The 20765-nt window shown below is 59.8% G+C and carries 19 protein-coding genes; 15 read left to right on the top strand and 4 right to left on the bottom strand.

Going from position 1 to position 20765, the window contains the following annotated elements; all coding sequences use genetic code 11:
* Nucleotides 1–53: 53 nt before the first annotated feature.
* From FQ192_RS31740 to FQ192_RS31755, 4 genes are all read left to right on the top strand, one after another.
* The gene (locus FQ192_RS31740; RefSeq protein WP_256672425.1) at nucleotides 54–1580 is read left to right on the top strand and encodes a glycosyltransferase family 39 protein; all 1527 of its coding nucleotides are present in this window, start codon (nucleotides 54–56) and stop codon (nucleotides 1578–1580) included.
* Between the two features lie 96 nt (nucleotides 1581–1676).
* Nucleotides 1677–2195 carry a GNAT family N-acetyltransferase gene (locus FQ192_RS31745; RefSeq protein ID WP_149662002.1) on the top strand — a complete coding sequence of 173 codons (519 nt, stop codon included), beginning with the start codon at nucleotides 1677–1679 and terminating at the stop codon, nucleotides 2193–2195.
* Between the two features lie 107 nt (nucleotides 2196–2302).
* Entirely contained in the window at nucleotides 2303–2797 is a 495-nt protein-coding gene (locus tag FQ192_RS31750) for an Hcp family type VI secretion system effector (protein WP_149662003.1), read from the top strand.
* Nucleotides 2785–3498, top strand: coding sequence for a DUF4225 domain-containing protein (locus tag FQ192_RS31755; protein ID WP_149662004.1), 714 nt, complete (start codon nucleotides 2785–2787; stop codon nucleotides 3496–3498). The genes FQ192_RS31750 and FQ192_RS31755 overlap by 13 nt, the downstream gene beginning before the upstream one ends.
* 295 nt (nucleotides 3499–3793) lie before the next feature.
* Here FQ192_RS31755 and FQ192_RS31760 read toward each other — a convergent pair whose 3' ends face one another.
* The gene (locus FQ192_RS31760; RefSeq protein WP_149662005.1) at nucleotides 3794–4759 is read right to left on the bottom strand and encodes a LysR family transcriptional regulator; all 966 of its coding nucleotides are present in this window, start codon (nucleotides 4757–4759) and stop codon (nucleotides 3794–3796) included.
* A gap of 295 nt (nucleotides 4760–5054) precedes the next feature.
* Between FQ192_RS31760 and argH the strand changes: the two genes are divergently transcribed.
* The 11 genes from argH (at nucleotide 5055) to FQ192_RS31815 (ending at nucleotide 17410) form a co-directional block, all read left to right on the top strand.
* A complete protein-coding gene (gene argH / locus FQ192_RS31765) occupies nucleotides 5055–6482 on the top strand; it encodes an argininosuccinate lyase (RefSeq protein ID WP_149662006.1) in 1428 nt (475 codons plus the stop codon).
* A 209-nt stretch (nucleotides 6483–6691) separates the two neighbouring features.
* A complete protein-coding gene (locus tag FQ192_RS31770) occupies nucleotides 6692–7570 on the top strand; it encodes an amino acid ABC transporter permease (protein WP_133839463.1) in 879 nt (292 codons plus the stop codon).
* 10 nt (nucleotides 7571–7580) lie between these two features.
* Complete coding sequence (locus tag FQ192_RS31775; protein ID WP_149662007.1) at nucleotides 7581–8345, top strand: amino acid ABC transporter ATP-binding protein; 765 nt, start codon at nucleotides 7581–7583, stop codon at nucleotides 8343–8345.
* 53 nt (nucleotides 8346–8398) lie between these two features.
* A complete protein-coding gene (locus tag FQ192_RS31780) occupies nucleotides 8399–9223 on the top strand; it encodes an ABC transporter substrate-binding protein (protein WP_149662008.1) in 825 nt (274 codons plus the stop codon).
* Between the two features lie 373 nt (nucleotides 9224–9596).
* Nucleotides 9597–10445 (top strand): polysaccharide deacetylase, encoded by an 849-nt coding sequence (locus tag FQ192_RS31785; RefSeq protein ID WP_149662009.1) that lies wholly within the window; start codon nucleotides 9597–9599, stop codon nucleotides 10443–10445.
* Nucleotides 10438–11325 (top strand): polysaccharide deacetylase, encoded by an 888-nt coding sequence (locus FQ192_RS31790; protein ID WP_149662010.1) that lies wholly within the window; start codon nucleotides 10438–10440, stop codon nucleotides 11323–11325. The genes FQ192_RS31785 and FQ192_RS31790 overlap by 8 nt, the downstream gene beginning before the upstream one ends.
* A 29-nt stretch (nucleotides 11326–11354) precedes the next feature.
* Nucleotides 11355–12794 (top strand): MmgE/PrpD family protein, encoded by a 1440-nt coding sequence (locus tag FQ192_RS31795; protein WP_149662036.1) that lies wholly within the window; start codon nucleotides 11355–11357, stop codon nucleotides 12792–12794.
* A 21-nt stretch (nucleotides 12795–12815) separates the two neighbouring features.
* Nucleotides 12816–13994 (top strand): MFS transporter, encoded by a 1179-nt coding sequence (locus FQ192_RS31800; RefSeq protein WP_149662011.1) that lies wholly within the window; start codon nucleotides 12816–12818, stop codon nucleotides 13992–13994.
* A gap of 158 nt (nucleotides 13995–14152) precedes the next feature.
* The gene (locus FQ192_RS31805) at nucleotides 14153–14848 is read left to right on the top strand and encodes an HPP family protein (RefSeq protein ID WP_149662012.1); all 696 of its coding nucleotides are present in this window, start codon (nucleotides 14153–14155) and stop codon (nucleotides 14846–14848) included.
* A 300-nt stretch (nucleotides 14849–15148) separates the two neighbouring features.
* Nucleotides 15149–16255: an enoyl-CoA hydratase/isomerase family protein gene (locus tag FQ192_RS31810; protein ID WP_149662013.1), complete on the top strand. Its 1107-nt coding sequence runs from the start codon at nucleotides 15149–15151 to the stop codon at nucleotides 16253–16255.
* A 3-nt stretch (nucleotides 16256–16258) separates the two neighbouring features.
* On the top strand, nucleotides 16259–17410 hold the full coding sequence (locus tag FQ192_RS31815) for an acyl-CoA dehydrogenase family protein (protein ID WP_149662014.1): 1152 nt from the start codon (nucleotides 16259–16261) through the stop codon (nucleotides 17408–17410).
* 92 nt (nucleotides 17411–17502) lie between these two features.
* Here FQ192_RS31815 and FQ192_RS31820 read toward each other — a convergent pair whose 3' ends face one another.
* The 3 genes from FQ192_RS31820 to FQ192_RS31830 all read right to left on the bottom strand — a co-directional run bounded on the left by FQ192_RS31820 (nucleotide 17503) and on the right by FQ192_RS31830 (nucleotide 20755).
* Nucleotides 17503–18276, bottom strand: coding sequence for an enoyl-CoA hydratase (locus tag FQ192_RS31820; RefSeq protein WP_149662015.1), 774 nt, complete (start codon nucleotides 18274–18276; stop codon nucleotides 17503–17505).
* 13 nt (nucleotides 18277–18289) lie between these two features.
* Nucleotides 18290–19417 (bottom strand): acyl-CoA dehydrogenase, encoded by a 1128-nt coding sequence (locus FQ192_RS31825; protein ID WP_149662016.1) that lies wholly within the window; start codon nucleotides 19415–19417, stop codon nucleotides 18290–18292.
* Between the two features lie 144 nt (nucleotides 19418–19561).
* Complete coding sequence (locus tag FQ192_RS31830; protein ID WP_149662017.1) at nucleotides 19562–20755, bottom strand: acetyl-CoA C-acyltransferase; 1194 nt, start codon at nucleotides 20753–20755, stop codon at nucleotides 19562–19564.
* Nucleotides 20756–20765 lie beyond the last annotated feature (10 nt).

Below are 20765 nucleotides of genomic sequence, written 5' to 3' on the forward strand. Positions count from 1 at the left end.
CCACCATTCGTCGACAGTCCCTCGGCGCGGGGCTGTTGGCGCTGCTGCTGTTCATGGCCGGGGTTTATCAGCAGACTGCGATCGGCTTCGATTCGCGGTTCGTGCTGTTCGCCCAGGAAATGCTGCGCCACGGGCCTACGGTGTTCCCGACGACTTATGGCCAGCCCTATGCAGACTATTCGGCCCTGAGCACGCTGTTCGTCTGGTTGCTGTCGCTGCCATTCGGCCAGGTGAATGCCTTCAGTGCCTGGCTGCCGAGTGCAATTGCCGCGGCGGTCATCGTCACGCTGATGTACCGCTTGCTGGCGCCCTACTCCACGCGCTGGGCATTACTGAGTATCGCCCTGCTCCTGCTGACCAACACCTTCGTCACTGAAACCCGCGCCGTGTCCTTGGACGTGATGCTGGCAGCGGTGGCGTTTTCGGTGTTCTACCTGGGTTATGCCGCCGACCATTTCGAGGCCCCCCGGCGCTGGGCGCTGATCTTTGCCCTGTTGTTGCTGGGTTTCGGGATTCGTGGACCGATCGGCCTCGTCGTCCCAACCGGCATGTTGTGCAGCTACTTCCTGCTCAATCGGCAGTGGCAACGATTGCTCGCCTTCGGACTGCTCGCCGCCATGCTGCTGGCGGGCTGCGTCGGATTGCTGTTGTTGCTCGCCAAACTCAGCGGTGGCCCGGCGTTTATGCAGGACGTGATTCGCATGCAGTTCATGGGGCGCATGGACGGCAGTGAAGGCGTCAGCGGTTCGCTGTATTACTTCACCAGTTCCATGGGCAACTATGCGCTGGCGTATCCATTGGGGTTATTGGCGCTCGCGGCGATCGTCCTGAGCAATCCGCGCGAGGCCGGACCGGCGTTGCGTCTGGTGCAGTACTGCGCGGCGGCCGGGTTAATCGTGATGGTCGGGTTGTCGATTCCCCAGGCGAAAAAAGCCCGTTACCTGCTGCCGATGTTGCCGATGGCGGCGATTATCGCGGCGTATCCGTTTCAGGTGATGCAAGGGCGATTGTTCGCCGTATTGCGGGGGCTGATGCAGGGCGTGTGGCTAGTGATTCCGGGGCTACTGATCGTGGCATTGATGGTCGGCCAGCGGCGCTTCCCCGGGGTATTGACCTCCCCGGTACCGATCTTGATCGTGCTGGGCGTGTTGCAAGCGATCGCTTTGGCCGCATTTTTCAAGCCGGCCCGACGAGCGCCGATCCTGGCGTTTTGTGCGGTGCTGGGATTGTGGTCGGTCTACATCCTGGTGTTCGAACCGGTGGAGCGACAGCTCTACGACACCCGCAGCTTCAGCCGTGCAGCTTTTGCGCAAGTCCAGCAGGAACCCGCGCCGCTGGTACTGTTCGGCATGGGCAAGGACGCGAAGGCGATCAAGTTCATGGTCAATATCGAGCAGGACCTGCAACCGGTGTTCACCGAATCGGTCCAGGAACTGGAAACCATCAAGCCGCCAATGTGGGTGATCATGGATCAGGGTGACTACAAAGCCATGCAAGGCACTTCGCTGGGTTCGCTGGAGCCCGCATTGACCGGGCGTTTCGACAAAAACGATTACGTCCTGCTCCATCTCAAACCTTGACGCATAACCCTGTAGGATCTGCCGAAGGCTGCGATCTTCTGACGTTGCCGTTAAGATCAAAAGATCGCAGCCTTCGGCCGCTCCTACACGATCATCATGACCATTACCCTTCGCCGCGCCCAACTCGCTGACGCTGCCGCCCTCCCCGCCATCGAGCGTTCCGCAGCGGCGTTGTTTCGCAACGACCCTTCCCTCGCCTGGCTCGCTGACTCGCCCGTGGCCGACGCACAACAACATCTGCGCGCCATAGAAACCGCCGACGTGTGGGTCGCGCAATCCGCCGATGGTGCACTTGCGGGGTTTCTCAGCGCTGAACAAGTCGACGATCAACTGCATATTCAGGAACTGTCCGTCAGCCAACACTTCCAGGGCCGAGGCATTGGTCGAAAGTTACTGTTAGTGGCGATTAAACATGCACGGAAACGAGAACTCGGCGGTCTGACCCTGACCACGTTTCGCGACGTGCCGTGGAATGAACCGTTTTATCGACGGTTGGGCTTTGAAACATTGAGCCTGGCTAAAACCAGCCCACGTTTATTGGCAATTCTGCGTCAAGAAGTCGCCCACGGTTTGCCCGGTGAGCGGCGTTGTGCGATGTGTCTGCCCCTGCTCTAGGCAGATCAGTAAAAATGCACCCTTCCTACAAGCTATAGGGAATCTCCCTACATTAGCCCTAAGACGTTTGCCATAAAGTGCTTCGCCAGCAAACAGGAGTGGCAGCGATGGCGAATCACGGTTACATGATCATCCAGGGAAAATCTCAGGGATTGATATCAGCGGGTTGTTCGACACAAGATTCTATTGGCAATAAATGTCAATCGGGACACACCGACGAGATCATGGTGCTTTCATACAGCCATAACATGGCCAATATTGGAAATATCAATAAGCCAACACACAGCCCACTCATCATTACGAAGAATGTCGATAAATCCTCTCCGTTACTCGCTCAAGCACTCTCAAGCAGAGAAGAAATCAGCTGTGCAATCAGCTTTTATCGAGTGTCCGCCTATGGCCTTCAAGAGAAGTTTTTCACCATTGAAATTGAAGGCGGCATCATTGCCGACCTGACACTCGACATGCCTCACGTTGTTTTACAGAACGACGCCGAGCCACAAGAGCACGTCGCCATTCGTTATCGCGAAATCACATGGCGCCACCACCTCGCGGGAACAAGTGGGCACGGCTCTTGGGGAAATAACGAATGGGACAGCTAAAGGATCGCTGCGAACCTGGCAGTTGTGATTATTGGGCGGTCAGTAAGGCGGCGGGTAATTTGACGAGCCAGGCGTGTACGCTGTCTGCGCGACATATCAAGGATGGGACGTTGCGATTGCAATTCAATCGCGAGGTTTCTTATTACGCGAGAGGGATTGTTAATGATGTGGCGCAGGGAAGGAAGAGTGCTGATCAGGGGTTGAAGGAGATAAAGAGCGAACAGAGTAGTTTGCTGAGTCAATCATGGGAAATTGCCAAGAAAGGGGCGGCTACGATCGCTGGAGGGATGCAATTTCTGACAGGTGCTGGCATTTGCTACGGTTCAGCCGGGACATTTTGCCTTCTCGTCGGTGGACCTATGATGCTTCATGGCGCGAATAACGTTTATGAGGGTGGGCGCAATTTGCTAGAGGGACGAAATGATACGACCGGGCCTACCCGAAAGGCCTACCACGGGTTAGCCAAAATAGCTGGAAAGTCTGAACGAGAAGGCAATATTGCTTATGGCTCGTTGGATATTGGTATGTCTGTGTATGGTCTTAATCGACTTGTGCTTAGACCGGATGCTTGGCGATTATTTAGATATGTCAGGACGGATTATGTGCGTGCGTACAGAACTATGACCCCTAAAGCACTATTGCTTGAAGGGCATATCATTCATCAAACAGGGCGCCAAGTGTATGACGAGGTGAAAAAATAGTTGGCTTTTTTTTGCGATACCAATACCTAGACTGCAACCTGCTGATGATTATACGGATGGTAAAGTGCTTACCCTCAAAAAAATAATTTCCGAAGCAAGAATGTACTGTTTAATAGTTGCCTGCTCCGGCTTCCATACTGTATGGATTTCTCTGCTGATAGCTCATTCTTTTGAGTTGGATGTTTTTGCAACTAGGGCGACGATCATTATTTGCTTTGTTGTTGTGCTTATATATGCCCTAAAAGTCGCACCCAAAGAACTCCGAAAGCTTGAAGGGAGATAAAATTACTGGACCTCACCCACCCACCCTCAAATCAACCTTCAATGCCTGAGCAAACGCCTTCACCAACGGACTGCGCAAAGTGTTATGCCGCAAGATCAAATGGAAAGGCGTATCGAAATAAATCGATGCCGGGCATAGGGCGCGCAGTTGCCCTTGGTCAACCATGGCGCTGGCGTAATGTTTGGGAAGAAACCCGAGAAAGCGTCCGGTCTTGACCAACAACGCCACGGCTTCCACTTGAGTGGCAGAGGCCGAAAAGCTGTCGTAGGCAGCAAAATTCAGCTTGTCCCGGTGGATCGCGTAACGGTGATTGACCCACTCATATTGCTTGAGCACCTCCCCGCCGATTTGCTCATCAGGCACCTCAAACAGAGGGTGTCCGACGGCGCAGTAAGCTTCGGAGCGTTCCTCGTAAAGGACGAAGTAATCAAACTCTTCCCGCCGTTGATAGACCGGCACGATACCTGCCACCAGTCGACCTTCCACCACCCCTCTTTCTACTTCATCCAGTTGCGAAGCTTGAAGTTGAAACCGGACCTTTGGCGACTCTTCATTAATCAGTCTTAGCGCTGCAACTAACGGCGAACCGGGATCGGTTATCGTGTTATCAATAACTCCCACACCCAGATCACCAATAAGTTCATTCTGCGCAGAACTAAGCCGATCACGAAAGTTGTCAACCGAAGCAAACAAATCAATCGACGCCTGATACACCAGACGCCCTTCTTCGGTCAGGTGAAACCCCTCGCGCCCTCGGGTGCACAGGCGCATGCCGATGCGAATCTCAAGGTCCGAGATCTGTTTGCTGATGGCCGCCAGGCCCACATTCAGCTCGTTCTGCGCAGCACTGAAACCCCCAGCTTCGACCACTGCCTTGAACACTTTGAGCAGTTTGAAGTCCAGGCCACTGAGTGCCAATGGCGCTCGCTGAGTCGGTTTCGGCGCGGGGTTTCCGGAATTGGAAAGTGGGGTTTCCATAATGCTTATTTACCTCTGGCGCCCTAGCAAACAATCTGTGCCCAACAACAAAAACATAGCTGGCCAATAATAATGAACACAGAAAACAAGGCTTGGCAACCGCTAATAAATTCCGTACCTGAGTGCCAACTCACTGATTTTGCACTGTTAAAAGCTGACACTTCGATCAGCTCTCGCCCTTTCGCAACTGCCCTTTTGAAAACTGCTTGAGCCCCACTGCGTCCGAATGATTTTCGGCGGGTGCCAGGGCTTGGCAGATCGTATTCAGTTCGCTTTACCGACGAGGAAAACAACAATGTCTCAAACCACCGACCGTCTCTGGGGTGCACGCTTCAAAAGCGGCCCATCCGAAGCCCTGGCGGCCCTGTCCCGTTGCCCTGAGCGCTATTTCCGCCTCACGCCGTACGACCTCGCCGGGTCCAAGGCCCATGCCGGTGAACTGCACCGCGCCGGTCTTTTGACCGAAGAAGAAACCCGCACCATGCTCGGTGCCCTGGATCAGATCGGCGCTGACTTCAAAGCCGGCAGCATCGCCCCGACGCTGGACGACGAAGACGTCCACACCTTTATCGAACGCCTGCTGACCGAACGCCTCGGCGCTCTGGGCGGCAAGCTGCGCGCCGGTCGTTCCCGTAACGACCAGACTGCCAACGACCTGCGCCTGTTCCTGCGTGACCACGTGCGCACCCTGGCCGTTGAAGTGCTGGCCCTGCAACAAGCGCTGGTGGATCAGGCCGAGCAGCACATCGAAAGCATCTGCCCCGGCTTCACTCACTTGCAGCAAGCGCAGCCGATCGTTTTCGCCCATCACTTGCTGGCCCACGCCCAATCGATGCTGCGTGACGTACAACGCCTGGTGGATTGGGACGCGCGCACCTCGCTGTCGCCACTGGGCGCCGCAGCGATGGCCGGTTCCGCCATCGCGCGCCTGCCCCAGCAGTCGGCCAAGGAAATGGGCTACAGCGGCGTGTGCGAAAACTCCATCGACGCGGTCGCCAGCCGCGATCACGTGGCCGAATTCCTGTTTATCGCCAGCATGCTCGGGATCAACATTTCCCGCCTCGCTGAAGAGTTTTGCCTGTGGTCGTCGCGGCAATTTCGCTGGGTCGCGCTGGACGATGCCTACGCCACTGGCAGCTCGATCATGCCGCAGAAGAAAAACCCGGACATCGCCGAACTGGCTCGGGGCAAGGCGGGTCGCTTGATCGGTAACCTGACCGGATTGCTCTCCACCCTCAAATCCCTGCCGCTGTCCTATAACCGCGACTTGAGTGAAGACAAAAACGGTGTGCTCGACAGTGTCGACACCCTGTTGCTGGTGCTGCCGGCCATGGCCGGGATGGTTGCGACGATGAAGGTCAATGTCGAAGAGCTGCGTCGCCAGGCGCCATTGGGCTTCACCCTGGCCACTGAAGTCGCGGATTGGCTGGCGATGCGCGGCGTGCCATTCAAGGAAGCCCATGAAATCACCGGTGCGCTGGTCCAGGCCTGTGAGAAACATGACATCGAGTTGTGGGAAGCCTCCCCGGCGTTGCTGGCCGAGATCGATCCACGCCTGACCCCGGAAGTGCGCGACAGCCTGACCCTGGAAGCCGCCATCGCTGCCCGCAGCGGTTGGGGCGGCACCGCGCCAGAACGGGTGCGCGAGCAAATCGGTCGCCTGAAAACCGCCCTCGCCGCCCAGCATGAGTGGACTGAAAACTATCAAGGCTTCCGTCTCTGAATCAGAGCGAAAACCTTGTAGGAGCGAGGCTTGCCCGCGAAGGCGGTGTGTCAGGCAACATTTATGACATCTGACCCAGCGCTTTCGCGGGCAAGCCTCGCTCCTACAGGGGGTCGCGTTTAACACGAAGATCAGCGGTGGGCCGTCGACGCCGTTTTGAACCACAGCAGCACGCGCCGCAGTCACTGGGCGGCGTACGGAGAAACATCATGAGCCAGACTCAGGCAGAACGTCTCCAGTCGGAGCGCAAACTGGCGGAAAACCAGTTCGATATCACCCAGTACCACCACGTGCCACGGCGTTATTACGGGCGGATTTTCTTTGCCACTGTGATCGTCATCGCCATTCTCGGCCTGGTGCGCGCCTTCGCCGAAGGCAAGATCGAATGGTCCTACATCGGCCAGTTCGTCACTTCCCAGGCGATCCTCTGGGGCTTGTTCAACACCATCGTCATGGCGGTGCTGGCGATGGCGCTGGGCATTGTCTTCGGGGTGATCACGGCAATCATGCGCATGTCGGCCAACCCGATCCTGCGCTACGTAGCGATCACCTACACCTGGCTGTTCCGCGGTACGCCACTGATCCTGCAACTGTTGTTGTGGTTCAACCTGGCGCTGATTTTTCCCACTATCGGCATCCCCGGCCTGTTCGAAATGGACACCGTGAGCCTGATGACGCCGTTCGTGGCCGCCCTGCTCGGCTTGAGCATCAACCAGGGTGCCTACACCGCCGAAGTGGTGCGTGCCGGTTTGCTCTCGGTGGACACCGGGCAGTACGAAGCCGCCAAGTCGATTGGCATGCCGCGCCTGCAAGCCCTGCGCCGGATCATCCTGCCGCAAGCCATGCGCATCATCATTCCGCCAGTCGGCAACGAATTCATCGGCATGGTGAAAATGACCTCCCTGGCGAGCGTCATCCAATACTCGGAACTGCTCTACAACGCCCAAAACATCTACTACGCCAACGCCCGCGTGATGGAGCTGCTGATCGTCGCCGGTATCTGGTACCTGGTTGCCGTCACTGTGCTGTCCTTTGGTCAAAGCCGTCTGGAGCGTCGTTTCGCTCGCGGCGCCGGCAAGCGTTCTTGAGGAGCCTCCCATGAGAAACATCGTCAAGGCCGTGAGCCTGAACAAGTATTACGACCAGTACCACGCGCTCAAGGACATCAACATCGAAGTCGAGCAAGGCGAAGTGCTGTGCATCATCGGCCCGTCCGGCTCGGGCAAAAGCACCTTGCTGCGCTGCGTCAACCAGTTGGAAAAGATCGACAAGGGCGGCCTCTGGGTCGACGGCGAACTGGTGGGTTACCGCGTGGTCGGCAACAAACTGCACGAACTCAACGAGTCGCAAATCGCTCGGCAGCGCCTGTCCACCGGCATGGTGTTCCAGCGTTTCAACCTGTTCCCGCACATGACTGTGCTGCAAAACATCATCGAAGGCCCGTGCCAGGTGCTCAAGCGTTCGCCCAAAGAGGCGCACGAAGAAGCCGTGGAGCTGCTGGCCCGGGTCGGCCTGGCCGACAAACGCAACAGCTACCCGATTGAACTCTCGGGCGGCCAGCAGCAACGGGTGGCGATTGCCCGCGCGTTGGCCATGCGGCCCAAGCTGATGCTGTTCGATGAACCCACTTCGGCACTCGACCCGGAACTGGTCGGTGAGGTGCTGTCGGTGATGCGCGATCTGGCGCAAACCGGCATGACCATGATCGTCGTCACCCATGAACTGGGCTTCGCTCGCGAGGTTTCCAACCGCATGGTGTTTATGGACGGCGGACAGATCGTGGAGGCTGGAAGCCCCGAAGAAATACTAATAAGCCCACAAAACCCGCGCACCCAAAGCTTCATTTCTGCCGTTCGAACCTAAGCGCCAGCCTCGCAAACCAAGAGCTGCGTCAAAACACTCATAAGAGAACGACCATGAAGAATTTCGTAATTCCAGCAGTACTCGCCGGCCTGATGGCTTCCAGCGTCAGCTTCGCCGCCGAATTGCCGGCCAGCATCAAGGCCAAGGGCGAGATCGTTGTGGCGATCATGCCCAATTATCCGCCGATGGATTTCAAGGACCCGGCCACCAACACCCTGACCGGCCTGGACTATGACCTGGGTAACGCCCTGGCCGAGCGGCTGGGCGTGAAGATCAAATGGCAGGAAACCGGCTTCGAGCAAATGATCAACGCGCTGACCACTGACCGCGTGGACATGGTGCTGTCGGGCATGACCGACACCGCCGAGCGCCAGGCCAGCGTGACCTTCGTCGACTATTTCACCAGCGGTCCGCAGTTCTACACCTTGCAGAAGAACAAGGACTTCAACGAAATCACCGACCTGTGCGGCAAGAAAGTCGGCACCAGCCGCCGCACGACCTTCCCGGCGGAAATTGCTGAATACAGCAAGGCCAACTGTGAAGCGGCGGGCAAACCGGCCATTGTGGTGATCGGCACCGAAGGCTCGGCGGACGCCCGTGCGCAACTGCGCCAGAGCCGGATCGACGCGGCGATGCAGGGCAGCGAGACCTTGTCCTACCTGAAGACTCAGGAAAAGGACATGTACAAGACCGTGGGCCTGCCGATCTCCGTGCAATTCACCGGCCTGGGCGTGAGCAAGAAAAAGCCTGAGTTGAGCGAGGCGGTGAAAGTGGCGTTGCAGAGCATGATCGATGACGGCAGCTACCAGACCATCCTCAAGAAGTGGGACCTGGAGTTGGGTGCGATCAAGACAGTGACAGTTAACGCCGGCAAGTAATGCTTGCCCTGTAGGAGCAAGGCTTGCCCGCGAAGGCGGTGTATCAGTCACCGACGATGGTGAATGTGCCGGCCTCTTCGCGAGCAAGCTTCGCTCCTACAGGTTCACAAACAACCCAAATCCAATGTAGGAGCGAGGCTTGCCCGCGAAGGCAGTGTGTCAGTCACCGACGATGTTGAATGTGCCGGCCTCTTCGCGAGCAAGCTTCGCTCCTACAGGTTCACAAACAACCCAAATCCAATGTAGGAGCGAGGCTTGCCCGTGAAGGCAGTGTGTCAGTCAACGACGATGTTGAATGTGCCGGCCTCTTCGCGAGCAAGCCTCGCCCCTACGGGAATTGTGTTTTACCTGAACATCAATGGAGAGCCACCTGATGTCCTCCTCGCTTCAACCTACCTGGCCCGCCCCGCACAAGGCTTGCCTGGCCCTGGCTTTCGACCTCGACGGCCCGACCGGTGATGCCATGCTCAATGGCTCGATCTGGCGCAAGCCCGAGTACTTCGGCTTCGGCGGTTATGGCCCTTATCGCGCGCTGCCACGAATCCTCGACTTGCTCGACGCCTTCCAGATCCCGACGACCTTCTTCGTCCCGGCCTGGGTCGTGGAGAACTGGCCAAAACAGTGCCAGGCGATTGTCGAGCGCGGGCATGAGGTGGCGTACCACGGCTACAAACATGAATCCTTTTACGCCCTGACGCTGGACCAGCAGAAGGACGTGATGAAGAAATCCCGTGAGGTGTTCTGGAAGCACCTGAACATCCGCGCCGAAGGTTTCCGCACGCCGTCCGGCGACTGGCGCGCCGAAACCCCGGCGATGCTGGTGGAAGCCGGCGTGACCTATTCCAGCAGCATGCGTGGCGATGACCGGCCTTATCTGGTCAACGTCCCCGGCTTCGACACGCCGCTGGTGGAAATCCCCGGCCGCTGGGAAATGGACGACTACGCCTCCCTCGCCTACACCCGCGCCCCGGACTTTCCTTCCGGGCTGGATCGCACCGCCAGCTACGCGCTGACCCTGGACAATTGGCGCCGTGAATTCGACGGCGCGATGGATGAAGGGCTGTGCCTGACCACCCTGTTCCACCCCAAGATCACCGGCAAACCGGGACGCATCCTGTTGCTGGAAAAACTCTTCGAACACATGCGCCAGCGCGACGACGTGTGGTTCGCCACCTGCCGCGATGTCGCCCAGTGGTGGCTCAAGGAGCATCACCATGTCTGATTCCACCGTCTGGCCCAACGGCCACCGCTGCGCGGTCGTGCTGACCGTCGATTACAACGACATCCACGGCATCCTGACCCAGGCCCCGGAAGTCGCCGGGCGCGACAAGACGCTGTCGGTCTGGCGCTACGGCAGCCAGCGCGGCGTGGATCGTTTGCTCGGTTTATTTGAAGAATTGGGCGTCAGCAGTAGCTGGTGCATTCCCGGGATCGTCGCCGAGGAAAATCCCGAGCCTATAAAAGCGATCCTGGCCGGTGGACATGAGATTGCCTGCGCCGGGTATCGCCATCAGAACTACGACACCCTGACGCTCGCCGAGCAGAGCGCTGAGATCGCCAAAGGTTGCGACGCCTTGACCGCGCTCACCGGCATGCGTCCAACCGGATTTCGCATCCCCGCCGGCAACGGCGCACCGGGGTTTATCGAGGCGCTGCGGAGCCAAGGCATTCGCTGGTCATCGTCCTGGCGCGGCGATGATTTGCCGTTCGCCCACCCGACGGCGCCCGAGGTGATCGAGTTGCCACTGCACTACGAACTGGAAGACGAACCCTACTTCGCCTTCAACCTCAGCCCTGCCGTGCCACCCGCGCAATCGCGGATTGCGTCCTACAGCCACACCCTGGGCAACCTGCAAATGGACTTCGCCGGGTTTTATCGGTTCGGCCTGTGTTACGTGCTGCGCCTGCACCCGGAGATCATCGCGACACCGGGGCGGATTGGCGTGCTGCGCGAGTTGCTGCAGGGGATTCAACTGCATCAGGACGTATGGATCGCCACCGCTGGCGAGGTCGCGCAATGGTGGGCGGATTCGGGGGTGGCTGTGACGGAGGATCATCCGGCGGCGGTGTATGAGCGGCATTATCGGGATTACGGGGTATGAGTGAGTTCGGCAGTGCCTACCAAGGCGTGATGCGCATGGAGCACCTGGCGCAATTTTGCGTTGATACGCGTTTTGAGGATTTGCCGCCGGCGCTGGTTGAGCAAGCCAAGCGGCACATCCTCGACACCTTCGGCGCGACCCTGGCCGGGGCTGGCAGTGATGTGGCGAAACAGGCGCGCCAGGTATTCGAAGGCGAAACCGGCAACACGCCGGTCTGGGGCACCGATTGGCACGTCGGTGCTGCGCAAGCCGCGATGCTCAACGGCATCGCCGCCCATGCCCTGGAACTGGACGATACCGGTGGCTGCGACCATTCCGGCGCGGTGGTGTTGCCGGCGGTGATGGCCGCGGTGTCGATGGCGGAGAAACCGGTCAATGGCCGCGAGTTCATCACCGCCGTGGTCATCGGCTACGAAGTTGGCCGTCGGGTGCTTGAAGCCTGCGGCAGTTATTCGGCGCATAACGGCGCCGGCTGGCATTCCACGGCCACCTGCGGCGTGTTCGGCGCAGCGGCGGCCAGTGCGCGGATCCTCGGCCTGGATGCGGCACAAACCCTGTCGGCCCTCGGCATTGCCGGCAGTTTCAGCGGTGGGCTTTGGGCCTTTATCCATGACGGTTCCCAAAGCAAAAAACTCCACAGCGGTCGCGCTGCCGAAGGTGGTTTGCTGGCCACGCGGTTTGCCCAGCGCGGCATCACCGGGCCGACGAAGTTGTTCGAGGATGTATGGGGCGGTTTCCTCAAGACCCTCGCGGGCGATGCGGCCGTGCCCGAAGCGCTGGATGCGGATCTGGGCAAGATGTGGAAACTCGCCCGCTGCTCGATCAAGCCCTATGCCGCGTGTCGCGGGACGCATTCGGCCATCGATGCCCTCGGCTTGCTGTTGACGCAGTTGCAGGTCAGCGCCGATCAGGTCGAGGACATTGAGGTGTCGCTGTGCGGGTTCCTGCAGGACATGTGCGGCGGGCAGGACATCGTCAGTCTGGCAGCGGCGCAAATGAGCTTGCGCTACGCCCTCGCCGCACGGCTGGTCCTTGGCCACTGCCGCTTGGAAGCCTATGACGATGCCCGTCGCAGCGACCCGCGTTTGGCGCAGTGGATGTCGCGCATCCGGCTTGAAGTGGACCCGCAACTGTCCGAGGATGGCGAGCCCGTGGTGAGCGTGCGGACCGTGGACGGTCGGCAGGCGAGCCTGTGCGTCGAGGTGCCGCTGGGGGCGCCGGGCAATCCGCTGAGTGATGCGGCGCTGGAAGAGAAGTTTTTCAGTCTGGCCGGACGGGTGATGGTGCGGCGGCAGGCTGAAGAGTTGCTGGGGCAGTTGTGGCGGTTGGAAGAACTGGACTCTATTGAAACATCGATCGTTCCCACGCTCCGCGTGGAAATGCAGCCCGGGACGCTCCGCGTTCCAGAAGCGGACGCAGAGCGTCCGGTAAGGCATTCCCACGCCGAGCGTGGGAACGATCATCACTAAGACAAGGACTTGTGCACCACCGTGGCCACTTACTCGCTCGTTATCCGCCGGTTGATGATCTGCTCGCTGACCATCGTCGTCAGCCGCGCCATCACCAGCCCGTTGCTTACGCTGTTCCTGAGCAACAAACTCGGCCTCAACCAACAGGACGTTGGCCTGCTGCTGGGCATCGCGGTGTTTATCGCCACCCTGCTCGCGCTCTACGGCGGATACATCATTGATCGCCTGGAAAAGCGCCGGCTCTTGATCCTGGCCATGCTCTCCAGCGCCATTGGCTTTGTGCTGCTGACCTTCGCCGAGAACCTCTACCTGACCACCGCCACTCTGGTGATCACCGAAACCGCCTCGGCGTTGTTCCTGATCGGCTCCAAGGCGATCCTCAGTGAAAACCTGCCCATGGGCCAACGGGCCAAGGCGTTTTCCCTGCGCTACACCTTGACCAACATCGGCTACGCCACCGGTCCCATGCTCGGCGTGGTGATCGCCGGGGTGTACCCGATTGCGCCGTTTCTGATCGCTGGCGGCATTGCCTTCTTCAGCATCTTCCTGATGAGCGGGATCCCGAAAGACCCCGCGCGGGTGCCCGCCATCGGCCAGCCGCAAAGCTTTCTCAAGACCCTGACCACGCTAAAGAACGACCGCACACTGATCATGTTCACCTGCGGCTGCCTGTTCAGCACCGTGGTTCACGGCCGTTTCACCTTGTACCTGTCGCAATACCTGCTGGTGACCCACGATTCCAAGCGCGCCCTGGAAACCATGGCCGCCCTGCTCGCCTGCAACGCCATCAGCGTGATCCTGCTGCAATACCAGATCGGCCGCTTCCTCAAGCGTGAACAACTGCGCTACTGGATTGCCGGTGGCACCAGTCTGTTCATCCTCGGGTTGATCGGTTTCAGCCTGGCCGATGGCCTGGTGAGCTGGTGTGTGGCGATGTTCATTTTCACCCTCGGGGAAATGATCATTTACCCGGCGGAATTCCTGTTCGTCGACACCCTGGCCCCGGAAGAGCTGCGTGGCAGTTACTACGGCGCGCAAAACCTGGCGGCGTTGGGTGGCGCGTTGAGTCCGGTGATTTGCGGTTTCCTGCTGATGCACACCCCGGCGCCGACGATGTTCTACGCCCTCTGTGCGTTGACGGCCATGGGCGGATCACTGTGTTTCATGGCCGGTCGGCGGGTGGCCATACTGCAAAAATAATGCACTGAAACTGCATTAATATGAATTTGTCAGCAGATGGAATGGGCGGCACACTGTGCCCCGTTCCTCCCCCAATAGTTGGAACACCTTCAAGGGCTTTCTGGGTTTCCCAGCTAAGCCTTTTTTTTGCTTAGGTTTTTTGTCAACGGATCAACCTCATGCTCGCTCGCTGGTTACCCGCCACCATCAACACCCGCCCTTCGGAATGGAGCCGCGCGGCCATCGGCATGTCCCTGGGCACGCTGTTCAGCGTCTGGCTGTGCAGCCAGGTGTTCGGCATTGAAGTGGCGCAGCACCTGGTCGGGCCGCTGGGTGCTTCGGCGGTGTTGCTGTTCGCCGTGTCCTCCGGCGCCCTCGCCCAGCCGTGGTCGATCCTCGGCGGTTATTTGAGCGCCGGGGTGGTTTCACTGCTGGTGGCGCACGTGCTCGGCCGAACCCTGGGCAGCGCTTGCCTGGCGGCGGGCATGGCACTGATGTTGATGTGCTGGCTGCGTTGCCTGCACCCACCGGCCGGCGCCTTGGCGTTGTTGTTGGTATTGGCCGACCCGGCGACCATCGCTCTGGACTGGAAAGCCCTCGGCCCGGTGATGCTCAGTGCCTCGGCGATGCTGCTCAGTGCGCTGGCGTATAACAACCTGACGCGGATTCGCTATCCCAAGCGCCCGGCAGAGGCTGTGCCGGTCATGCCGTCGGCGGACAGTCAGGCGATTACCGCCGAGGATTTGAAACTGGCGTTGGCGGAAATGGAGGCGTTTTTCGACGTCACCCCGCAAGACCTTGAGCAGTTGATTCACGCCAGTGAATTGCATGCCAAGCGGCGTAGTATCAGCGAAGTGCTCAGCAGCAGAACCTGAACAAACACTAGCCCCTGTGGCGAGGGGGCTTGCTCGCGCTGGGCTGCGAAGCGGCCCTCGTTTTTCCCATCAAAGAAAGGGCCTGCTGCGCAGTCCAACGGGAGCAAGCTCCCTCGCCACAGGGTTCGTGCGCCTTCAATAAACGATTCAGGCTGCGATCTTTTGATTTTGCACTAAGGTAAAAACGCAGAAAGAACCTGCACGTATGCCGGTTGTACATCACAAATTTGCACTGTTACGATCCAGCATCGCTCGCGCGCGAGTTTCTCTATAAAGAACAATAAAAGCAGGGAGTTATCGATGACTGCTCAGGTTTCATCCCAGGAGGCCATTGCCATGGATGCCACGCAAATTGAAGTGCTGGCCGAGGTTCGCAATCGCATTGGTCATCTGACCCTCAATCGCCCCGCCGGTCTCAACGCCCTCACCCTGGACATGGTCCGCCGCCTGCAACGCCAGCTCGATGCCTGGGCCGAGGATTCGCAGGTCAACGCCGTGGTGTTGCGCGGCGCTGGCGAGAAAGCCTTCTGTGCCGGCGGCGATATTCGTTCGCTGTACGACAGCTACAAAAACGGCGAGACCCTGCACGAAGACTTCTTCGTCGAGGAATACGCCCTCGACCTCGCCATCCACCACTACTGCAAACCGGTCCTGGCCTTGATGGACGGCTATGTGCTGGGCGGCGGCATGGGCCTGGTGCAAGGCGCCGACATGCGCGTGGTGACCGAGCGCAGCCGTCTGGCGATGCCGGAAGTGGCCATTGGTTATTTCCCGGATGTTGGCGGCAGTCACTTCCTGCCACGGGTTCCCGGCGAACTGGGGATTTACCTGGGCGTGAGCGGCGTGCAGATCCGCGCCGCCGATGCGCTGTATTGCGGCCTGGCCGACTGGTACCTGGAAAGCGTCAAGCTGGGCACGCTGGACGAAAAACTCGATCACCTTGAATGGCGCGAATCGCCGCTCAAGGACCTGCAAGGCGTGCTGGCCAAACTCGCCGTGCAACAGCTGTCCGACGCGCCGCTGATTGCGCTGCGCCCGGCCATCGACCACTTCTTCGCCCTGCCGGACGTGGCGAGTATGGTGGAGCAACTGCGCGAAGTAACCGTCGCCGACAGCCACGAATGGGCGAAAACCACCGCCGACCTGCTGGAAAGCCGTTCGCCGCTGGCCATGGGCGTAACCCTGGAAATGCTTCGGCGCGGGCGCAAGCTGAGCCTCGAACAATGCTTCGCCCTTGAGCTGCACCTGGACCGCCAGTGGTTCGAGCGCGGCGACCTGATCGAAGGCGTGCGCGCCTTGCTGATCGACAAAGACAAAAAACCGCGCTGGAACCCGCCGACCTTGCAGGCGCTGCATGCCGAGCACGTCGAGAGTTTCTTCACCGGTTTTGAGCAGAGCGGGAACTGAGTCATGCACGATATCGAATTGAGCGAAGAGCAAGTAATGATCCGCGACATGGCCCGGGACTTTGCCCGTGGCGAGATCGCGCCACACGCCCAGGCTTGGGAAAAGGCTGGCTGGATCGACGACGCTCTGGTGGCGAAGATGGGTGAGTTGGGTCTGCTGGGTATGGTGGTGCCTGAGGAATGGGGCGGCACTTACGTTGATTACGTCGCCTACGCCCTGGCTGTGGAAGAGATTTCGGCCGGCGACGGTGCTACCGGCGCGTTGATGAGCATCCACAACTCCGTGGGTTGTGGGCCGGTTTTGAACTACGGCACTGAAGAACAGAAAAAAACCTGGCTGCCGGACCTGGCCAGCGGTCAGGCCATCGGCTGCTTCTGCCTGACCGAACCGCAAGCCGGCTCCGAGGCCCACAACCTGCGCACCCGCGCCGAACTGCGGGACGGCCAGTGGGTGCTCAACGGCGCCAAGCAATTCGTCAGCAACGGCAAGCGGGCGAAACTGGCGATTGTGTTTGCGGTGACCGATCCGGACCTGGGCAAACGCGGCATCTCGGCGTTCCTGGTGCCGACCGAAACGCCGGGGTTCATCGTGGATCGCACCGAACACAAGATGGGCATCCGCGCTTCCGACACCTGCGCGGTGACCCTGAGCAATTGCACGATTCCCGAAGCCAACCTGCTGGGTGATCGCGGCAAAGGCCTGGCCATCGCCCTCTCCAACCTCGAAGGCGGCCGCATCGGCATCGCCGCGCAGGCACTGGGCATCGCCCGTGCGGCGTTTGAAGCGGCGCTGACCTATTCCCGGGAGCGGGTGCAATTCGGCAAGACGATCAACGAACACCAGAGCATCGCGAATATGCTGGCGGACATGCACACCCGGCTGAACGCGGCGCGGTTGTTGATCCTGCACGCCGCGCGGTTGCGCAGTGCCGGCAAGCCGTGTCTGTCGGAGGCGTCACAGGCCAAGTTGTTTGCGTCGGAAATGGCCGAGAAGGTGTGTTCCTCAGCGATGCAGATTCATGGCGGTTACGGGTATCTGGAGGATTACCCGGTGGAGCGTTATTACCGGGATGCGCGGATTACGCAGATTTATGAAGGGTCGAGCGAGATACAGCGGATGGTGATTGCGCGGGAACTGAAGAACTATCTGGTGTGAAGCCTTAAAAGCTTCGCGGGCAAGCCTCGCTCCTACAGATTGTTGACGTTGATCGTTCCCACGCAGAGCGTGGGAACGATCGGAACGCTACATCACTTGCCTTGGAATTCGGCTTCACGCTTGGCAATAAACGCCGCCATCCCTTCCTTCTGGTCCTGCGTCGCAAACGCCGCATGGAACACTCGACGCTCAAAGCGCACACCTTCCGACAGGCTGACTTCAAACGCGCGGTTCACGCTTTCCTTGATCATCATGGCAATCGGCAACGACTTCTTGGCAATCAACGCCGCGACTTTCAGCGCTTCGTCCAGCAGCTCATCGGCCGGCACGATCCGCGCAACAATCCCGCAACGTTCCGCTTCCACCGCATCGATCAAGCGGCCGCTGAGGCACATTTCCATGGCTTTGGCCTTGCCCACGGCGCGGGTCAGGCGCTGGGTTCCGCCCATGCCCGGCAATACGCCGAGGTTGATTTCCGGCTGGCCGAATTTGGCGTTGTCGCCGGCGAGGATGAAGTCGCACATCAGCGCCAATTCACAGCCACCGCCCAGTGCGAAGCCGTTAACGGCGGCAATGATCGGCTTGCGGCGATTGGCCACGCGGTCGCTGTCGCTGAACAGGTCATCGAGGTAGATCTGCGGGTATGTCAGCTCGGCCATTTCCTTGATGTCGGCACCGGCGGCGAAGGCTTTTTTCGAGCCGGTCAGCACGATGCAGCCGATGTTGGAATCGGCTTCCAGGCCATCGAGGGCGTGGTTCAGTTCGCTGACGATCTGCGCGTTCAACGCGTTCAAGGCTTGCGGACGGTTGAGGGTGATCAGGCCAACGCGGCCGTGGGTTTCCAGCAAAATCGTTTCATAGGTCATAAAGATTTCCTTCTTAAAGATTGCGCGAAATAACCATGCGCTGAATATCGCTGGTGCCTTCGTAGATCTGGCACACCCGTACGTCGCGGTAGATCCGCTCCAGCGGGAAGTCGTTCAGGTAACCGTAACCGCCCAGGGTTTGCAGCGCGGCGGAGCATACCTTCTCGGCCATTTCCGAGGCGAACAGTTTGGCCATCGAGGCTTCGACCAGGGCCGGTTTGCCGCTATCCCGCAGCGCGGCGGCGTAATGCACCATCTGCCGGGCCACGGCGATCTGGGTCGCCATGTCCGCCAGGCGGAATGCGACAGCCTGGTGCTCGATGATCGGCTTGCCGAAGCTCTCGCGCTCACGGGCGTAATCGCGAGCCGCTTCAAACGCCGCGCGAGCCATGCCCACCGATTGCGACGCGATGCCGACCCGCCCGCCTTCCAGGTTGGCCAGGGCGATCCGGTAACCTTCGCCCTCCTCGCCCAGACGGTTGGCGACCGGCACCTTCACGTCTTCGAACAGGATCTGGCAGGTGTCGGAGGCGTGCTGACCGAGTTTGTCCTCGACTCGGGCGACTTTGTAGCCCGGTGAATCGGTGGGCACGATCAGCGCGGTGATCCCGCGTTTACCGGCGCTTGGATCAGTCACGGCGAACACGATCACCACCCCGGCGTTCTGCCCGGAGGTAATGAACTGTTTGCAGCCGTTGAGCACGTAGTGATCGCCTTCCAGGCGCGCACGGGTTTTCAAACCGCTGGCGTCGGAACCGGCCTGGGGCTCTGTCAGGGCAAAGGCGCCGAGCATCGAACCGCTCGCCAGTGGCTTGAGGAAGCGTTCTTTCTGTTCGTCGGTGCCGTACTTGAGGATCGGCACGCAACCGACCGAGTTGTGCACGCTCATGATCGTCGAGCAAGCGCCGTCGCCGGCAGCGATTTCTTCCAGGGCCATGGCGTAGGCCAGGTAACCGGTGTCGCAACCGCCCCACTCTTCGGGCACCAACATGCCGAAGAAACCCAGCTCGGCCATCTCGCCGATGGCTTCTTTGGGGAAGCGATGCTCACGGTCCCATTCGGCGGCGAACGGTTTGAGCCGCTCCTGCGCGAATTGCCGGGCGGCTTCGCTGATCTGCATTTGTTCGTCATTGGGAATCATGGTGAATCCTTAATTTGAGTCTTGGTGCGCCTTTCATTGTAGGAGCGAGGCTTGCCCGCGAAGACGGTGTGTCAGTCAACATCAATATCGACTGGACGGACGCCTTCGCGGGCAAGCCTCGCTCCTACAGAGAACGGGGGCGCATCAATAGAGGCATTCCACGGCCATGGCGGTGGCTTCACCGCCGCCGATGCAAATCGCTGCAACGCCGCGTTTCAGGCCTTTCTGGCGCAGGGCCGAGAGCAGGGTCACGAGGATCCGCGCGCCGGACGCACCGATCGGGTGGCCCAAGGCGCAAGCGCCGCCATGGATGTTGACCTTCTCGTGGGGGATTTCCAGTTTGGTCATGGTCACCAGACTGACGACCGCGAACGCTTCGTTGATTTCGAACAACTCGACTTCGTCCAACGACCAACCGGTTTTCTTCATCAGTTTCTTGATCGCACCGACCGGCGCCACCGGGAACAGGCCCGGGGTATCGGCAAACGCCGCGTGGCCGTGAATCACCGCCAAGGGCTTGAGCCCACGCTTCTGCGCCTCGGACTGACGCATCAGTACCAACGCCGCCGCACCGTCAGAAATCGAACTGGAGTTGGCCGCGGTCACGGTGCCGCCGTCGCGGAACGCGGGTTTCAGCGAGGCGATCTTGTCCAGTTTGGCTTTCGGTGGCTGTTCGTCGTGGCTGACCAGCACCTGTTCTTTACCGACGGTCACGGTCAGCGGCACGATTTCGGCCTTGAAGCTGCCGTCCTGGATCGCCTGCTGTGCGCGAGTGGTCGAGGCGATGGCAAACGCGTCCTGGGCTTCACGGGTGAAACCGTTGGTCTCGGCGCAATCTTCGGCGAAGGTGCCCATCAGGCGCCCTTTGTCGTAGGCGTCTTCGAGGCCGTCGAGGAACATCGAATCCAGCACCCGGCCATGGCCCATGCGATAACCGCTGCGGGCACGGTCCAGCAAGTACGGCGAGTTGGACATGCTTTCCATGCCGCCGGCGATGATCACCTCGGCACTGCCGGCGACCAGCATGTCGTGGGCGAGGATCGTGGTTTCCATACCGGAACCGCACATCTTGTTCACGGTGGTGCAACGGGTCGACTTATCCAGCCCGGCACCCAATGCGGCCTGACGTGCCGGCGCCTGGCCGAGGCCGGCGGGCAATACGCAACCGAACAGGACTTCATCGACCGCGTCGGCAGCGACGCCGGCACGCTCAACGGCAGCCTTGATCGCCGCCGCACCGAGTTGCGGCGCGGTCAGGCTTTTCAGTTCGCCCTGGAAACCGCCCATCGGGGTGCGGACGGCGCTGACGATAACAATCGGATCGTTGGAAAGGGTCATGACAAATCCT

The sequence above is a fragment of the Pseudomonas sp. ANT_J12 genome (assembly GCF_008370045.1).
GTDB lineage: Bacteria > Pseudomonadota > Gammaproteobacteria > Pseudomonadales > Pseudomonadaceae > Aquipseudomonas.

Excerpts from the sequence above, each read along its gene's own strand:
- FQ192_RS31740 (WP_256672425.1), top strand. The coding sequence starts at position 54 with ATGGCCGGGGTTTATCAGCAGACTGCGATCGGCTTCGATTCGCGGTTC.
- FQ192_RS31745 (WP_149662002.1), top strand. The coding sequence starts at position 1,677 with ATGACCATTACCCTTCGCCGCGCCCAACTCGCTGACGCTGCCGCCCTC.
- FQ192_RS31750 (WP_149662003.1), top strand. The coding sequence starts at position 2,303 with ATGGCGAATCACGGTTACATGATCATCCAGGGAAAATCTCAGGGATTG.
- FQ192_RS31755 (WP_149662004.1), top strand. The coding sequence starts at position 2,785 with ATGGGACAGCTAAAGGATCGCTGCGAACCTGGCAGTTGTGATTATTGG.
- FQ192_RS31760 (WP_149662005.1), bottom strand. The coding sequence starts at position 4,759 with ATGGAAACCCCACTTTCCAATTCCGGAAACCCCGCGCCGAAACCGACT.
- argH (WP_149662006.1), top strand. The coding sequence starts at position 5,055 with ATGTCTCAAACCACCGACCGTCTCTGGGGTGCACGCTTCAAAAGCGGC.
- FQ192_RS31770 (WP_133839463.1), top strand. The coding sequence starts at position 6,692 with ATGAGCCAGACTCAGGCAGAACGTCTCCAGTCGGAGCGCAAACTGGCG.
- FQ192_RS31775 (WP_149662007.1), top strand. The coding sequence starts at position 7,581 with ATGAGAAACATCGTCAAGGCCGTGAGCCTGAACAAGTATTACGACCAG.
- FQ192_RS31780 (WP_149662008.1), top strand. The coding sequence starts at position 8,399 with ATGAAGAATTTCGTAATTCCAGCAGTACTCGCCGGCCTGATGGCTTCC.
- FQ192_RS31785 (WP_149662009.1), top strand. The coding sequence starts at position 9,597 with ATGTCCTCCTCGCTTCAACCTACCTGGCCCGCCCCGCACAAGGCTTGC.
- FQ192_RS31790 (WP_149662010.1), top strand. The coding sequence starts at position 10,438 with ATGTCTGATTCCACCGTCTGGCCCAACGGCCACCGCTGCGCGGTCGTG.
- FQ192_RS31795 (WP_149662036.1), top strand. The coding sequence starts at position 11,355 with ATGCGCATGGAGCACCTGGCGCAATTTTGCGTTGATACGCGTTTTGAG.
- FQ192_RS31805 (WP_149662012.1), top strand. The coding sequence starts at position 14,153 with ATGCTCGCTCGCTGGTTACCCGCCACCATCAACACCCGCCCTTCGGAA.
- FQ192_RS31810 (WP_149662013.1), top strand. The coding sequence starts at position 15,149 with ATGACTGCTCAGGTTTCATCCCAGGAGGCCATTGCCATGGATGCCACG.
- FQ192_RS31815 (WP_149662014.1), top strand. The coding sequence starts at position 16,259 with ATGCACGATATCGAATTGAGCGAAGAGCAAGTAATGATCCGCGACATG.
- FQ192_RS31820 (WP_149662015.1), bottom strand. The coding sequence starts at position 18,276 with ATGACCTATGAAACGATTTTGCTGGAAACCCACGGCCGCGTTGGCCTG.
- FQ192_RS31825 (WP_149662016.1), bottom strand. The coding sequence starts at position 19,417 with ATGATTCCCAATGACGAACAAATGCAGATCAGCGAAGCCGCCCGGCAA.
- FQ192_RS31830 (WP_149662017.1), bottom strand. The coding sequence starts at position 20,755 with ATGACCCTTTCCAACGATCCGATTGTTATCGTCAGCGCCGTCCGCACC.